We start from the raw sequence: 15,541 nt of genomic DNA on the forward strand, positions 1-15,541 counted from the left end.
TCCTTATGCTGATGGTGCCGCCGGAAATCCTTAAGGTCGCGAGAGAGTTCCTTGGTCTGAGCCAGGAGCAGGTCGAGAAGCACGCAGGCGTTTCACGGGCGACGGTCTACCGCGTGGAGCGGGGCGTGCGCGATCTGCCTCAGTACGCATTGCTGGTTCAGCACTTCTATGAGCAGAGCGGGATCGAGTTCGTAGCTCCAGTGGGCGATCGTGGGTGGGGCGTATTCAACCACAACACCGCCAGAGACGTCCGCGAACTGAACAGGTTTGACGATGTCAGCAAATCGCCCGCCGAAGCAGGGGCGCCGCCCCCGAAGGAAATCGAGACGTGACGATCAACTTAGCTCCGACGTATGCCACTGAGCCGACGTTCGGGAGAGGCGCCCACATCTCAGACCGCCTCATGCTACCATCGGAGTCAATAGCATCATATGGGTTTGAGCGTGGAAGAACTGAAACTTCGGGTGCGTATTGCTAAAACAAAAGCGCATTTTGAAGCCCGAGTGACCGATACTTCAACAAACGTCAGATTTCATAAACTTACGGTTTATGGTGGCCCGTTGAAAACAGTTTAGATGGGTGAATCCGCTTCACTATACGTGGTTTTGTCTCGCCCAAGGCCGGGTTCTGTTTCGCTTTAATGTGGGTTCGACATACCGCACAGTTTTTGATTCAATAGCGCAAACGCCGCCTCTATCGTGCAAAGTCAACCTTTAAATACCACCACAAAGGAAGAGGGGCTGCCACCAGCGAGTCCATTTGGCGTTTTTCTTCATGCAATTAATTCAAGTACTTAGCTTGCCAGAAAATCGTTTTATGTAGCAAAAAAATCATTTTGGACTGGGGCTATATTTCGACTGCTCCCGATTGCTCTCGGGTCAATTTTCATAATCATGTCGGATCCGACGTGCTGCTAAACGCTTGATATTATTTTGCTGCAATGATTTCGCTTTAGCTGAATCTGTTTCGCTTTACCCGATTCTAGGACGCTTTAGACCGAGGTTAAGGGCGCTTTAAAGTGAGTTCCACATGAGGCGTGACGCCGGACGGCCGGCAGGGGGCGCCGCGATCATTCAATAACTCTGATGTTATCCATAAGCTCTATTCGTTTGAATGATGAGTGCCCGAGGCCCATATTAGGATCATGGACATGGACGAACCTCCCATTCAACGACCATGCCCCTGACCCTTAGAAAGGAACCGGACAATGACCACGCTCACCTATCGCGGTGGCGGCAAGCCCCTCACCTCCGGCCACGGCCATTTCGATCTGACGCATTATGCCCGCAGGCTGGTGCTCGCTTGGACACGCTGGCAGACCGCCCGTGAAATCGAAGCCATGCCCTTCGACATCCGCAAGGACATCGGCTGGCCGAGCACGGACGACAACAAACACCGGACCGTATAATGAATGCGACATTCCTCTCGAGATGAGGGCGGCGTCTGCATCTCGCAACGCCGCCTTTTTCTTGGTCTGAGCGTCCATTCTGAGGCGGTTGCCAGTCTTGAATTTCAGTCGCCAGTCAGCCCATTCCTTTCCCAACCTGCGGCCATTCCGGCGGCTTGACCAGTCAAATCGCGGTCAATGTCGCATATTTGCTCTTCCCGGCCGCATTTTTCCATGTCAGTGTCGCTTTCAGGACATCGGCGCGACGCATTCCGCGCAACCAATATGCATCGCCCCTCGAGCATGGATTTCGCTATGAACAGGATGCAGATCAAGAAGCGTTCGCTGGTCTTCTTTATGGTACCGCAATTCACCATGCTGCCCTTCTCGGCGGCCGTGGATACCTTGCGCATCGCCAATCGCATGCTCGGCTACCAGGCCTATACCTGGCGCCTCGCTTCCCTCGACGGGGAGAAAGTCTATTCCTCCTGCGGCATCGGCGTCGAGGCGAATTCCTCGCTCGCTGAAGAGCGCCGCCATCTCGGCGGCGAAAACCGGCCGGGCATGGTGCTCGTCTGTTCCGGCATCGATGTCGAGCAGTTCAACAACAAGTCGGTCAATGCCTGGCTGCGTGAATGCTACAATCGCGGCGTTGCCGTCGGCAGCCTCTGTACGGGCGCGCATGTGCTGGCCCAGGCCGGCCTCCTGAACGGCAAGCGCTGCGCCATCCACTGGGAAAATCTGCCGGGCTTCTCCGAAGCCTTCCCGCAAGCCGAAGTCTATGCCGATCTCTACGAGATCGACGGCAATCTTTACACTTGCGCCGGCGGCACCGCCTCGCTCGATATGATGCTGAACCTCGTCGGCGAGGATTTCGGCGAAAGCCTCGTCAACCGCATCTGCGAGCAGCACCTGACCGACCGCGTGCGCAACCCGCACGACCGCCAGCGCCTGCCGCTGCGCGCCCGCCTCGGCGTGCAGAACGCCAAGGTGCTGTCGATCATCGAACTGATGGAGGGCAATCTCGCCGAGCCGCTGTCGCTGATCGAAATCGCCGACGGCGCCGGCCTCTCGCGCCGCCAGATCGAACGGCTGTTCCGCCAGGAGATGGGCCGCTCACCGGCCCGTTATTATCTGGAAATCCGCCTCGACCGTGCACGCCACCTGCTGGTGCAGTCCTCGATGCCCGTCGTCGAGGTCGCCGTCGCCTGCGGCTTCGTCTCGGCCTCGCATTTCTCCAAGTGTTATCGCGAACTCTACCATCGCTCGCCGCAGCAGGAACGCGCCGAGCGCAAGATGACCATGGCGACCGCGCGTCAGCAGGCGGTCGCGGCCTGAGAGTTGAAAGCAAGAGACCGCCGCCTGAAAAGGGCGGCGGCTCGCCCGAACGGCTCTACTGCGCCGCCTCTTCCGTCATCCTGGCGTCGGAATAGACCTGATTGCGGCCCCTGTGCTTGGCCATGTAGAGGAACTGGTCGGCGGCGTTGAGGTAATTTTCGAAAGTCTCGTAACCGCCGATCTCGGCAATGCCGATCGAAATCGTGACGCCGAGTTCCTCGTCGTCGGCGGTGACCTTCAGCCGCGAAATGTCCGAACGGATCTCGTCGCAGAGTTTGGTCGCGGCAAGAGAATCCATTTGCGGGAAGAGGATGGCGAATTCCTCGCCGCCGAGCCGCGAGAGAAGATTGTCGCTGCCATCGAAGATCGTGAACAGCCTGTTTGCGACAGCCTTCAGCACCTTGTCGCCGATCTCGTGGCCATAGGTGTCGTTCAGCCGCTTGAAATGATCGATATCGAGAATGGCCACCGAACTCGGCACTTTCAGCCGCAGACACTCGTTCACCAGTTTCGGGCCGTTGTCGTAAAAATAGCGGCGGTTATAGAGGCCTGTGAGATAGTCGCAGGCCGCCGCCGCCCTCAGCTGCCGCATCTGCGTCAGCGTTTCGGCATTGTTGGCGATGCGGCACTGCAGTTCCTCGGCGACGAAGGGCCGGTAGACGAAATCGCTGGCACCAGCCTTGAGAAAACTCGCAGACAGCATGCGGTCGCTGGAGGAGGAAACACCGATGACGCGCAGCCGATCCGAACCGAAGCGATGGCGGATGCGCCGCGTCAGCTCGTAGCCGCTCATATCGGGCATGTTGTGGTCGGTGACCACGAGTTCGATATCGGTGTAGGCTTCGAGTGCTGCCAGCGCCTCCAGCCCCGAGCTTGCCTCTATGACGAGATATTGCTGTGCCTTCAAGAGGTCGACGAGCACCTGGCGCGCCGAGGCGACATCGTCGACGACGAGCACCCGCGTCTTGCGGTTGGAAATCGCCCGCCGGACAGTAGAGACCAGATTGTCGAGCGCGAATTCATTGTCCTTCAGGACATAGTCGATGACATTGCGCTCCATGATCTTGTTGCGCGTGTTGATATCGAATGTCGCGGTGAAGACGATCGCCGGGATATCGTGCTCGATCGTGCAGTCGAGCGCCTCGCCATAGGGCGAATCCGGCAGGTTGAGATCGACGACGGCAATGGAGTAGCCATGACCGTCCTCGGCAAGTTCTTCGCGAAGCGCCTTCAGCGACGGGCAGGATTTGACCGCAAGGCCGAGTTCCGTCTGGAACCGATGACAGAGCACGGCGGAAAACATCCGGGAATCTTCAACCAGAAGTAGCCTCAGCCCGCCGGAGCGCAGCCCGATGCCATCCCGCTGAAAATCCGCTTGAAAAGCCACAGCCGCTACTCCCCCATGCGCCCTATGGCCTCGACTCGGCCCTCTCCCCGGCGGGGCGGACGATAACCGAGAGGCCTGCGCGCGTGAAGGGGACAAATGACGACGTTACTTATAATTGCAGAAATTCGATGACTGTCTGCGACCGTCATCTCCGCCCCCCTGGCGAAACCGATACTGGAAGGGCCGTCAGGCAACCGCCCGCTCCCTACGCATCGACTGGATTTGCAAGAGCGTATCGAGGTTCTGGTTGACGCGGCAGTAGAACTCCTCGTCGATGAAGGGGCGCAGCATGAAGTCATTGCCGCCGGCCTTCAGGAACCGCGCCGAAAGCAACCGGTTCGAGGAGGAGGAAACGCCGATGATGCGCAGCTCGTGCGAACCGATATTGGAGCGGATCCGCCGCGTCAGCTCGAAGCCGTCGATGTCGGGCATGTTGTAGTCGGTGATCATCAGGCCGATATCGCGGTTGGCCTTCAGGATCTCCAGCGCCTTGGCGCCGTTCTCGGCAACACTGACGCGGAAATTATAACGCTTCAGCCGGCTCGACAACAGCGCGCGCGCCGTCGCGCTATCGTCGACGATCAGCACGTGATGGCGGTGGTTGGTCAGGAACCGGCAGATCGATTCCGCAAGAAGGTCGACGGCGAAGATATTGTCCTTGAGGATATAGTCGACGATGTCCTTGGCCATCAGCTTGTCGCGCATGCCTTCCTGGAAGGTGCCGGTGAAGACGATAGTCGGGATGGAGAGGTCGACCAGATATTCGAGCGCTTCGCCGTTTTCGGCACCCGGCAGATTGATGTTCGAGATCGCCAGGGTGATCGGCTCGGAAGACTTGTCGTAGGAATACTGCAGATCCTCGAAGCTGCGGCAGATCTCGACCTCAATGTCGAACAGCTCCTTGAGCCGTTTGCTGATCATCGAGGTGAATACGTTGGAATCTTCCGCGACAAGAATACGCGCACCGGCAAACATTTCCCCGGAATATTGCATGCCCGAAATACCTAGAAACGCCATAGCAAACCTTTGATGTAAAATCTGTCCCCGGATCAAATTGGTACATCAATTGATTTGAGTAATTATTAATCGGCGCGCCCGGATATGAAACGAAGAGGGGGCCGAAGGGGCAGCTTCTGGTTTCTTTGCGGATATGATTAAGAAATAAGGCGTGAAGCGAGAGAGCCCGGTAGCCGACCTCGTCCTCCGGGGCCCTGCGGGGGACCTCAGAATGAGGTCGGAGAGTAGGCAGAGATCGCCTCACTGAAAGGCAAACCCAGCAAGCGCAGAACATGCGCCTCGATCTTGTGCAGCAATTCGGCGCGATCAGCGGGTGTTTCGCCGGTGGGCTGATTGACTACGCCGTGCAGGGCATTGAACAGAAACACCGCCGTAAAGCCGGGATCATCGACCGACCACGCGTTCCCGCCTGCCCCGGCGGCGAGCAGTTCGCTCAGATGGTCGATCAGGATGTTGCGCGAAAGCCCTTCCCGCGTTGCGGGGGGTGTCGCCACGAAGGCGAGATGATGCAGTCCGGCCGCGTCCAGATAGCCGGTGGCGCACGCCCTCGACCAGGCCGCCAGCTTGCCGCGCCAGTCTTCCTGTCTCCGTCTTTCGACAGCCGCAACGATACCGTCAAGCACGCCCTGCACGAAACGGACGCGCAGCGCCTGGAGAACATCGGCCTTCGAAGAAAAGTGCAGATAGAAGGTGCCCTTGGCGACCCCTGCTCCCGTAGTGATCTCCTCGACGGTGGTCTGCTCGAGGCCCTTCTCCAGAAACAGCCGTTCGGCCGAGACCATGAGCTCGTCACGCCGCTCTTCAGCGGGCTTGGTTCTCGGCTTTGAAACGGGATTTCCCGACATCGGGTCTAGTCTTGTTGACGGCGCGCGGGCTCTGTCCTGTGCAGATAGCCGGCAAACACGTCGCGCATTGCGGTGCTCTCGATATCCGGCAGCAAACGACCGACCTCACCGCGATGATAACCGGCATGCGTCACCACATGGGCCAGCATCTCCTCGCGCGACATGCGTCCGCGCCCCCCGTCGGTAAAGGTGAAATCGACGACCTCCTCCAATTGCTCGGGCATTAGGCGCGAGGTGAAATCAATGTACCAACGGTCGGTCTCCCGGATGTCCGAGGCGAGCTGCGCCAAGGGCGGCACCTCGCTGCTCCAGCTTGCTGCGTAGGAGTGGGGCTGCCGCTGAAGATTGGCGGCGAAGATGCGGTCGACGAGGTGGGCATGGTTGAGCACACGAAGGGCCGAGGAAACCGCCTCCGATCGTGCCTCCTCGCCGAGCCCGTTCAGGGCGTCGAGAAGCTCGTTATCAATGCTGGCTTTGTATTGGAACAGGGAGTTCAACAGGGTCTGCGCACTCATGGCGATCTCCGGGCGGTGAACGGGTGATGCCAGAATTAGGCCGGCAATCATCTGTAAATGACTGACTGATGGTCAGTCAATGGTGTTTAGACGTTTCATATCGATGTACACAGCGGCGCAAACAAGACCGAGAATTGGCCCCTCCGGGCCGTGATGATATGGTCACCGAGCTCTGCCGGCTGGCCTCGCAACTGCGATGACTACACGGCGCCGCCCTTTTCCTGTTCGCCCAGTTGCGATAGTTCATGGAAAAGCCAATCCTATCACCGCAGGCAAAACATGAGCGTCACCATCTACCACCACCCCGGCTGCGGCACCTCGCGCAACACGTTGGCGATGATCCGCAATGCCGGCATCGAACCCACGATCATCGAATACGCCAAAAGCCCGCCGTCGCGCGCGGCGCTGATCAGGATGATCGCCGATGCCGGCTTGTCGGTGCGCCAGGCCCTTCGCGAGAAGGATACGCCCTATGCCGAACTCGGCCTCGACAATCCTGATCTCAGCGATGATCAACTGCTCGACGCCATGCTCGCGCATCCGATCCTGATCAACCGGCCGTTCGTCGTGACACCGCTCGGCACCCGCCTGTCCCGGCCCTCCGAGTTGGTTCTGGAAATCCTACCGGAGACGCACAAGGGCGCCTTTGCCAAGGAAGACGGCGAGAAGGTGCTCGACGCCGACGGCAAGCGGATCGTCTGATCGTCTACTTGACGACGGCCGAGCCCTTGACGATGTCGATCGTCTCGCCGCCGTCGAGCCCGATGCGGTCGCCGTCCGGCGTCGTCATGAAGCAGCCGGAGGAGCAGAGGCTTTCCGAAGCACCGGCATCGACAACCACTTCGACGCGCTGGCCGCTCTCGGTGATGACAAGCACCACGGCGGCGGGATCGGTATTGGTGACGGATGCCGCATGAACCGCCGGCGCGGCAAGCAGCGGGACAAGCAGAACGGCGGCAAACCTTGCCATCATGTGCGGCGGCGCGGACGCGCCCTCCCCTCGAACGATCGGTGCTGCCCTCGGCAGCGATCCCGATGCTGGAGATGATGCACATAGATCTGTGAATGATGGCTGAATGAGCCGTTCAGCTCTTCAGGCCGCCCTCCGCCGTCCGCCCGCGCAGCTGCCGCACCGGCCGCTCCTCGTCTTCCATCGGCTTATCCCGGGGCGTTTCCTGGCCGTCGGCCTGATCCTTGCGTGCGTTGGCAGGGAGAGGCGCCGCATCGCGATGGATGGTGAGATCGCTCTGCGGCAGCGGGATCTCGATGCCTTCGGCCTTGAAGCGCCGGAGGATCTCGATCCTGAGATTGTTGCGCACTGTCATGCCGTCGCCCATGTCGGCGAGGAAGAAGCGCAGCTCGAAATCCAGCGAATAGGGTCCGAAGCGCAGGAACTCGACATGCGGCTCGGGATTACGCATGACGAGCGGTATCTTGGCCGTCAGCTCCAGCAAAATATCCATCACCTGCTGCGGATCGGCATTGTAGCTGACGGAAACCGGAATTTCCGAGCGGCCGATCTTGTTGCGATGCGTCCAGTTGCCGACCAGGCCGTTGATCAGCTCCGAATTCGGCACGATGATCGACTGCTTGCGGAAAGTCTCGATCTCGGTGGCGCGCACCGAGATGCGTTTGACGATGCCTTCGGCAGTGCCCGAGACGACATGGTCGCCGACCTTGAACGGCCGTTCGACCAGCAGGATCAGGCCGGAGACGAAGTTTGAAACAATGTTCTGCAGGCCGAAACCGATACCGACCGAGAGCGCCGAGGCGACGAGCGCGAAGCTCGACAGATCGATGCCGGCGGCCGAGACGCCGATGATCGCGGCGATGCCGACGCCGAGATAGCCGATGCCTGTTTTGACCGAATTGCGCACGCCGAGATCGACATGGCTTCTTGCCATCACATTGCCGTCGAGCCAGCGCTGCAGCCAGCGCGTCAGCAGGTAGACGCCGGCAAACAGCAGGATGCCGGTGCAGATGCCGAGCAGCGAGATGCTGATGCCGCCGAGCCTGACCTCGGTAAACAGCCGGTAGGCGATAAGCTGCAGGTCCTGTATGTGGAAGCCCCACAGCAGCAGGATCAGCGGCAGGCCGACCACCAGCGCCACTGCATAGATCGCAAGGCCGACAACCAGACCCGCCTGGTCGATCGCCACCGGGCCGAGATTGAAGCGGCGTGTCAGGAAGCGCGCGAAGAAGGTATCGCCGAAGCTTTCCTGTTTGGATATGGCTTTGCCGGAAAGCAGGCCGACATACATGGTGACGACGACCGCGCCGGTGATGATGAGCTGGGTGGCGACGAAGCGAGCGAGCCCGACGTAACCCGTCAGCGCAGCGATGATGAGGCCGGCGCCGAGGACGCGCAGGATGATCGCCATTCCGCGCGGCCAATGCCGGCCCGGCGCATCCGGATCGCCGTTCTTTGCCAGCATCGGCTTGCCGAAGGACGCCGAGATCAGAATGATGCCGATGATTAACGCGGCGATCAGACTTCTGACCACGGTCAGCACCAGCGGCGAACCCATCGCCTCGCTGACCGTGCTGAAGAGATAGTCGAGCGCATTGACGATCGCCATCGCCAGCAGGCAGTAGCCGATCGAGCGGGCGCCGAGATTGGAAAGATGCACCAGCCGCCAGCGCGGTTCGTTTGGCGCGAAGATAGCGTTGACGAAGCGGCCGACGAAATAGACGAGCCCGATCGCCGCGAACAATGCGCCTATGACGGGCGCGATATCCGGCCGCAGCACGTTGAAACCGTTGAGGAAGAAGAAGGAGGTGACGAGCAGAACCGAAAGCGCCAGCGTACGGATCAGCGTCGACCAGAAGGCGATCGACAGCCGGCCGATATAGGACGGGTTCTCAACTGCCTCGTCCCGGCGCAGATAGGAGCCGAACAGCCGGTAGCTGCCGGAGAGCAGGATCAACGCCGAGGCGAGTGATAGGAAGATCGCGGCAAACAGCGGGAAACGTTTGAATTTCCAGACGAAGACGGCCCAGCTCGACAAGGCTTGCGAGAATTCGCTGACCTCGTGCACGAAGGCGCTCGCAGCATCGTCGAGCACCGAAACGGAAATCTCGGTGCGTCTGAAAAGCGTATCGGCAAAAAGCCGCCGCCGCATCTCGATGATCTCGTTGACGAGCTTCGTCACCGTAATCGACAAGTTTTCGGCATCGCCCGTCACCGCATTGATCTGCGCCCGCTCGGCGGCGAGCGCGTTGCGCTCCTGGGTGACGATCGCGGCCTCGGGCGGCTGCCCGTCCTTCGGCGGTTCGCCGATCTCGGCAAGTCGGTTCTTGATCTGGTCGAAACGCGGCCTGAGATTGACCGATATGGTAATGACGGCGCGGCTGAGCTCGTCGGCCGTCGTCGCAAGCCCGACCAGTGCATCGTCATTATCGGCGTTCTGCTTGACGCCGTCCTGAAGCGCCGTCAGCTGGACCTTTGCCTTGTCAATCTCCTTCGCCGCCTGGTCGAGCGGCGTATCGGCCAGCGGCGCGTGCGCGGCCGCCGATGCCTGCGGCTCCTGTGCGAAGGCCGCAGCACCCTTGAAATGCGCGCCGGCGAGCGCCAGCGTCACGAGAAGAATGGTGCGAAGCAGGATGGACCTCAGCCGCAAAAGCGCCTCCGGGAAGGTTGTCGTCGGGATGGAATTCCAGCTTTTCCTAGCAAAGAAAGGCGACAGAAAGGCGGAAGCTCCTGGAAAGGTTCAGAAGCCGGCGCCGGGGTTGGAGAGATAGTCGCGTTCCACAGCCGTCGATTCCCGTCCGAGCATGACATTGCGGTGCGGAAAGCGGCCATAGGCGGCGATCACGTCGCGATGGCGGATCGCAAAATCCAGATATTCCGCATCGCCGAGCGCGGTGAACAATGCCACCGAATGGTCCTGCTCGCCAAGGTCTTCGGCGTGTTCGAACGGCAAATAGAAGAAGGTGCGGCAAGCGGTCTCGACCGCCTGGTCGGCCCCGGCGGCAAGCGCGAGCTTGGCCTCCCGAAGCGCCAGCCCGTCAGTGGCGAAGGCGAGCGGCGTGCCGCGATAAATGTTGCGGGAAAACTGGTCGAGCACGATGATGGCCGCGAGCCGGCTTTCGGCATCCGCCCGCCATTCGTCGCCGATACCAGCCGCAAGCGCCAGATGCGTGTCGCGGAAGCCGTCGCGGATTTCGACGTCGAGCTCCGGCGTCGGGCGGAACCACAGCTCCCGACCGCATCGGACAAACCAGAAATCGTAGACTTCGCGCGGTGTGCGGATGGTTGCCATTTTAGCCTCCCCTAGCGTCAGGTATGATGATGCGACGTCAATAAACTGTTGCAGAAAAAGGGGTAATGGTGTGCCGTACGCCCCATTCCCTACTTCCCCTCGTGCAACGAAAACACCAGCGTCGCCTTCGTCCCATCATGCCCGGGATCATAAGCGAAATCCGACTTCAAACTTGCTGCCATGGCCGTCAGGATGCGTGTGCCGAGGCCGGTTCCCCGCGCCGGGTTCGCTGGGTCGAACCCAGCCCCATCGTCCTCGACGATGACCCTCAACGCCTCGTCCGTCTGGTCCACAAGGACGCGGATCTCGCCCGGCACACTGTCCGGATAGGCATATTTGAAGGAATTGGTGACGAGTTCGCTGACGATCAGCCCCAGCGTGATCACCTTGTCGGTCGACAGATTGACCGGCTCAGCGGCCAGTACGATGCGGTGCGGCCGCTTGTCGTCGCGCATCGCTGCTTCGAGTTCGGTGAGCAGGCTGTCCAGATATTCGTCGATCTGCACCGAACCGACCTGCCGATTGGTGTAGAGCCGGCGGTGCACGCTGGCGATCGCATTGATGCGCATCTGGGTTTCGTGAAGCGCATCGATCGCCACCTGGTCCGTAGTCATCGACGATTGCATGCGGATCAGCGCGCCGACGAGGCCGAGGCTGTTGGCGATGCGGTGATTGACTTCGGAAAGCAGCATCTCGGCAAGGTCCCGCTGCTGGCGGATCACCTCTTGCGCCTGCGCCGACTCGCGGCGAAAACGCGCCCGCTCCAGTGCCTGTTCGAGCGCGGCGGCGAGCAGGTCGAAATAATCGGCCGAAATCCCCTTGAGCATGTAATCGTCGGCGCCGGCTTTCAGCGCCGCCACCGCGATGCTGGTATCGTCCGAACCCGTCGCATAGATGACCGGCGGATGATCCGGCAGTGACGTGATGCACGGCAGGATGTCGAGACCGGTCTCGTCCGCCAGGATATGATCGAGCACGACGGCGTCAAAGCCGCCCTTGCCAAGTCTGTCGAGGCCGGCAGCACCGTTCTCAGCCCATTCGACCGAAAAGCCGCGCCGGCCAAGGTTCTCCTGCATCGAGAGGGCGAGCCCCTCATCGTCGTCGATATAGAGGATGTGGATCAGGGCATCCGCATCGCCGCTAGAATTGCTCATTCCGTCTCCCGGCTTTCTCTCGCAGCGACGACCGTCCGCAAGCGTCCGAGTCGTCCGCATGGCAATGTCGTATTGTATTGCCCGCCTGCGGTAAACAGGGGTTATCCCTCGCCCTTGTCGCAGGCGCCGCGGAAGAAGGATGTTGGGAAGCCGGCATTTTCAGAACATGACTCGGGGCTGGAGGAGGATGCCATGGAAGCCGTCGAAGGAGATCGGAAACGAAAACCTGAAAGGAAATGCTCAAACGCCAAGCGCCCCGATTGGTTCCGCCGGCAGGCTAATTTTTCTGGAGTTTCCGATGGCCGGATACTTCGGCCCCCGCCTCCGCCGGCAATTGTAGGAAGCGCAGCGACGAGATGACGCCAATCGCGCCGACCACGAGGAAGGCCCAGCGGAAGTCGGCAAGAACGGGATTGTCGGCGCCCCTAAGGGCCGAGGCAATATTGAGCACGGCCGCCGCCACGGCGACGCCGAGCAGCATCGACACCTGCTGCAGCATGCTCGACAGCGTCGAGGCCGAGCTTCGCTGCGTCGGACCGATATCGGCGAAGGCGAGTGTGTTCAGCGCGGTGAATTCCATCGACCGCGACAGGCCGGCGAGAAAAAGCAGCGTATGGATGAAAAACTGCGGCGTATCGGGCGTCAGGAGCCCGCAGGCGGCGATTGAAAGCGCCGCGATCAGCCCGTTGAAGACCAGCACGATGCGGAAGCCGAAGTAGCGCAGGAGCGGTGTCGTCACCGTCTTCATGCCGAGATTGCCGAGGAAATAGACGAGCAGATAGGCGCCGGCAGCAATCGAACTCAGCCCGAAACCGAGCTGGAACAGGAGCGGCAGCAGGAACGGCGTCGCATTGATCGCCAGCCTGCAGGCCGTGCCCGCCGACAGCGTCGACATCGAGAAGGTCTGGACGCGGAAGGCCGAAAGGTCGAGCAACGGATTGTCGACGGCGAGGAAATGCCTGGTCGCCATGACCGACAGCACGATGCCGGCGGCCAGCATCGATATAACCGGCAAGACACCGCCGTCCCATTTGACCGAAAGCTTCAGGGCGGCGAGCAGGAAGGTCAGGCCTGCAGCACTGAGGACGAAGCCGGCGAAATCCAACCGGCCGGGATCGGTCTCCCGCTGCTCCGGCACGAAGCGCAGCACCAGCGCCATGCCGAGAATGCCGATCGGAATGTTGATGAGGAAGTTCCAGTGCCAGCTGGCATAGGTGGTGATGAAGCCGCCAAGCACCGGGCCGATCACCGGCGCCGTCAGCGCCGGCCAGGTGATCAGCGCGATCGCCTGGACGAGTTCGGACTTGCGGGCGTTCTTCAGCACGATGATACGCCCGACCGGCGTCATCAGCGCGCTCCCCGCCCCCTGGACGGCGCGCCACAACACGAATTCCGTAAGGCTGCCGGAGAGGCCGCAAAACAGCGAGGCGCCGGTGAAGACCGCAATCGACATCAGGAAGACGCGCCGCGCGCCAAACCGGTCGCCGAGCCAGCCCGACAACGGAATGAAGGCGGCCATCGTCAGCATGTAGACGGTGATGCCGATGCTCATCGACACCGGCTGGACACCGAAGCTTGCCGCCATCTGCGGCAGCGAGGTGGCGACGATCGTGCCGTCGAGGATCTGCATGAAGAAGGAAACGGCAACGACCAGCGCCACGATCTTTGCCTGGCGGCCGCTTGCCGCCTCTTGCCCCTGCTCGCTCGTTTCTGCCGTGGTCATCGATCCGCCAATGAAAATCAGGATGCCGCGGCAGGGAAACGGACGGAAGCCGATCGGAAATCTGCCGTGCGAAGAGCGCGCGGACATGGAAAACCGCGCATTGGCTGAATACGCCCGTTGCGGCTGGCCGGAAAGGCTAAATCTCGCACTGCATTGGAATATTCCGATGCGACTGGGCAGCCGGCGGCGTCGACACAAGAAAAAGGCCCCGCCGAAGCGAGGCCAAGCTGAACCACTCCCGGGAAAACAGGAGGGTGTGGTCTCCATAGCGCTCAGCCCATGAGGCAGCGAGGCCAGATTTCGCCGGATCGGTACGCCTTCGCGGGAGATTTCACGGATTTCGCACGAAACTTCCTGTGCGCTGCAGCAACGATTACGGCTTGCATTGTTTATAAAAACATCTATCACTAAACATATTGCTAAACATGATGATTGAGGAGTTCATGTGAGCATTCTCTGACTTGGGTCAACGTGCGACGCCGGCGGGGAGCCGGCTTGGTTCTGGGAGGAACTTATGCAGAAAACATCGAAAGCCCTTTTGGGGCTGGCCTCGGCATTCATCATGTCGTCGGCATCGCCCAATCTCGCCAAAGCCGATGAACTGACGCTGTGCTGGGCTGCATGGGACCCCGCCAACGCGCTGGTCGAACTGTCGAAGGATTTTACCGCCAAGACCGGCACCCAGATGAAGTTCGAATTCGTGCCGTGGACGAGTTATGCCGATCGCTTCCTCAACGAGCTGAATTCGCATGGCAAGCTCTGCGACCTGATCATCGGTGACAGCCAGTGGATCGGCGGCTCGGCAGAGAACGGCCATTACGTCAAGCTCAATGACTTCTTCGACAAGGAAGGCATCAAGATGGATGACTTCGTGCCGGCGACGGTCGTCGGCTACTCGGAATGGCCAAAGAACACGCCGAACTATTGGGCGCTGCCTGCCATGGGCGACGTCGTCGGCTGGACCTACCGCAAGGACTGGTTCGAGAAGCCGGAACTGCAGAAGGAATTCAAGGAGAAGTACGGCCACGATCTCGCAGCCCCGAAGACTTACGATGAACTGAAGCAGATCGCTGAATTCTTCCAGAGGCGCGAGATCGACGGCAAGACCGTCTACGGGGCCTCGATCTACACCGAGCGCGGCTCCGAAGGCATCACCATGGGCGTAACCAACGTGCTCTACGACTGGGGCTTTCAGTACGAGAACCCGAAGAAGCCGTACGACATGGAAGGCTTCGTCAACTCGGCCGACGCGGTCAAGGGCCTCGAATTCTACAAGTCGCTTTATGATTGCTGCACGCCGCCCGGCAGTTCCAACGTCTACATGGTCGAATCCGCCGACGCCTTCAAATCCGGCCAGGTTGCCATGCAGATGAACTTCGCCTTCACCTGGCCCGGCCTCTACAAGGACGAGAAGGTCGGCGGCGACAAGATCGGTTTCTTCCCCAACCCGGCTGAGAAGGCGCATTTCGCCCAACTCGGCGGCCAGGGCATCTCGATCGTCTCCTATTCCGACAAGCGCGATGCCGCCCTGCAATACATCAAGTGGTTCGCACAGCCAGACGTGCAGGCCAAGTGGTGGGAGCTCGGCGGTTTCTCCTGCCTGAACTCCGTCGTCAACGCGCCGGACTTTGCCAAGAGCCAGCCCTATGCCCAGGCCTTCCTGGACTCGATGGCGATCGTCAAGGACTTCTGGGCCGAGCCGAGCTATGCCTCGCTGCTGCAGGCCATGCAGAAGCGCGTCCACAATTACGTGGTCGCCGGCAACGGCACGGCTAAGGAAGCGCTCGACGGTCTGGTGAAGGACTGGAGCGACGTCTTTAAGGACGACGGCAAGATCTAGTGTCCGAGCGGACAGGCGGCATCGCATTGCGCGCCATCCTGGCAAGGGCGGCGGCCCGGATCGGCAGACGAGC

Annotated in this window: 14 protein-coding genes; 5 read left to right on the top strand and 9 right to left on the bottom strand. The window is 60.5% G+C overall.

The window, feature by feature from the left end; genetic code table 11:
- The first annotated feature begins 5 nt into the window (after positions 1–5).
- The 3 genes from ATY29_RS11460 to ATY29_RS11470 all read left to right on the top strand — a co-directional run bounded on the left by ATY29_RS11460 (position 6) and on the right by ATY29_RS11470 (position 2,725).
- Entirely contained in the window at positions 6–332 is a 327-nt protein-coding gene (locus ATY29_RS11460) for a helix-turn-helix transcriptional regulator (RefSeq protein WP_097532757.1), read from the top strand.
- Between the two features lie 875 nt (positions 333–1,207).
- Entirely contained in the window at positions 1,208–1,408 is a 201-nt protein-coding gene (locus ATY29_RS11465; RefSeq protein ID WP_003564297.1) for a hypothetical protein, read from the top strand.
- A gap of 294 nt (positions 1,409–1,702) precedes the next feature.
- On the top strand, positions 1,703–2,725 hold the full coding sequence (locus tag ATY29_RS11470; RefSeq protein WP_003564299.1) for a GlxA family transcriptional regulator: 1,023 nt from the start codon (positions 1,703–1,705) through the stop codon (positions 2,723–2,725).
- 55 nt (positions 2,726–2,780) lie between these two features.
- Here the strand turns inward: ATY29_RS11470 and ATY29_RS11475 are convergent, their stop codons facing one another.
- The 4 genes from ATY29_RS11475 to ATY29_RS11490 all read right to left on the bottom strand — a co-directional run bounded on the left by ATY29_RS11475 (position 2,781) and on the right by ATY29_RS11490 (position 6,489).
- Positions 2,781–4,112, bottom strand: a complete 1,332-nt coding sequence (locus ATY29_RS11475; protein ID WP_025416423.1) for a diguanylate cyclase — start codon at positions 4,110–4,112, stop codon at positions 2,781–2,783.
- Between the two features lie 186 nt (positions 4,113–4,298).
- Positions 4,299–5,129, bottom strand: a complete 831-nt coding sequence (locus ATY29_RS11480) for a response regulator (protein ID WP_003564302.1) — start codon at positions 5,127–5,129, stop codon at positions 4,299–4,301.
- 206 nt (positions 5,130–5,335) lie between these two features.
- Positions 5,336–5,974 (bottom strand): TetR/AcrR family transcriptional regulator, encoded by a 639-nt coding sequence (locus ATY29_RS11485; protein WP_097532758.1) that lies wholly within the window; start codon positions 5,972–5,974, stop codon positions 5,336–5,338.
- A gap of 5 nt (positions 5,975–5,979) precedes the next feature.
- The gene (locus ATY29_RS11490; RefSeq protein ID WP_025416425.1) at positions 5,980–6,489 is read right to left on the bottom strand and encodes a DinB family protein; all 510 of its coding nucleotides are present in this window, start codon (positions 6,487–6,489) and stop codon (positions 5,980–5,982) included.
- Positions 6,490–6,768: 279 nt separating this feature from the next.
- Here ATY29_RS11490 and arsC point away from each other — a divergent pair, with 279 nt between their 5' ends.
- A complete protein-coding gene (arsC, locus tag ATY29_RS11495; RefSeq protein WP_025416426.1) occupies positions 6,769–7,191 on the top strand; it encodes an arsenate reductase (glutaredoxin) in 423 nt (140 codons plus the stop codon).
- Positions 7,192–7,195: 4 nt separating this feature from the next.
- On the opposite strand, the gene ATY29_RS11500 is transcribed toward arsC, so the two are convergent.
- The 5 genes from ATY29_RS11500 to ATY29_RS11520 form a co-directional block, all read right to left on the bottom strand.
- Positions 7,196–7,462 (bottom strand): hypothetical protein, encoded by a 267-nt coding sequence (locus ATY29_RS11500; protein ID WP_003564312.1) that lies wholly within the window; start codon positions 7,460–7,462, stop codon positions 7,196–7,198.
- A gap of 112 nt (positions 7,463–7,574) precedes the next feature.
- Positions 7,575–10,109 (bottom strand): mechanosensitive ion channel family protein, encoded by a 2,535-nt coding sequence (locus tag ATY29_RS11505; protein ID WP_097532759.1) that lies wholly within the window; start codon positions 10,107–10,109, stop codon positions 7,575–7,577.
- Between the two features lie 90 nt (positions 10,110–10,199).
- A complete protein-coding gene (locus ATY29_RS11510) occupies positions 10,200–10,751 on the bottom strand; it encodes a DUF924 family protein (RefSeq protein WP_097532760.1) in 552 nt (183 codons plus the stop codon).
- 89 nt (positions 10,752–10,840) lie between these two features.
- Positions 10,841–11,905 carry a sensor histidine kinase gene (locus ATY29_RS11515; protein ID WP_003564317.1) on the bottom strand — a complete coding sequence of 355 codons (1,065 nt, stop codon included), beginning with the start codon at positions 11,903–11,905 and terminating at the stop codon, positions 10,841–10,843.
- 277 nt (positions 11,906–12,182) lie between these two features.
- Complete coding sequence (locus ATY29_RS11520) at positions 12,183–13,628, bottom strand: MFS transporter (protein WP_097532830.1); 1,446 nt, start codon at positions 13,626–13,628, stop codon at positions 12,183–12,185.
- Positions 13,629–14,142: 514 nt separating this feature from the next.
- On the opposite strand from ATY29_RS11520, the gene ATY29_RS11525 reads away from it, so the two are divergent.
- Positions 14,143–15,468 carry an ABC transporter substrate-binding protein gene (locus ATY29_RS11525; RefSeq protein WP_003564320.1) on the top strand — a complete coding sequence of 442 codons (1,326 nt, stop codon included), beginning with the start codon at positions 14,143–14,145 and terminating at the stop codon, positions 15,466–15,468.
- Positions 15,469–15,541: the final 73 nt, after the last annotated feature.

This window comes from Rhizobium hidalgonense (assembly GCF_002914525.1).
In the GTDB taxonomy this organism is placed as follows: Bacteria; Pseudomonadota; Alphaproteobacteria; order Rhizobiales; family Rhizobiaceae; genus Rhizobium; species Rhizobium hidalgonense.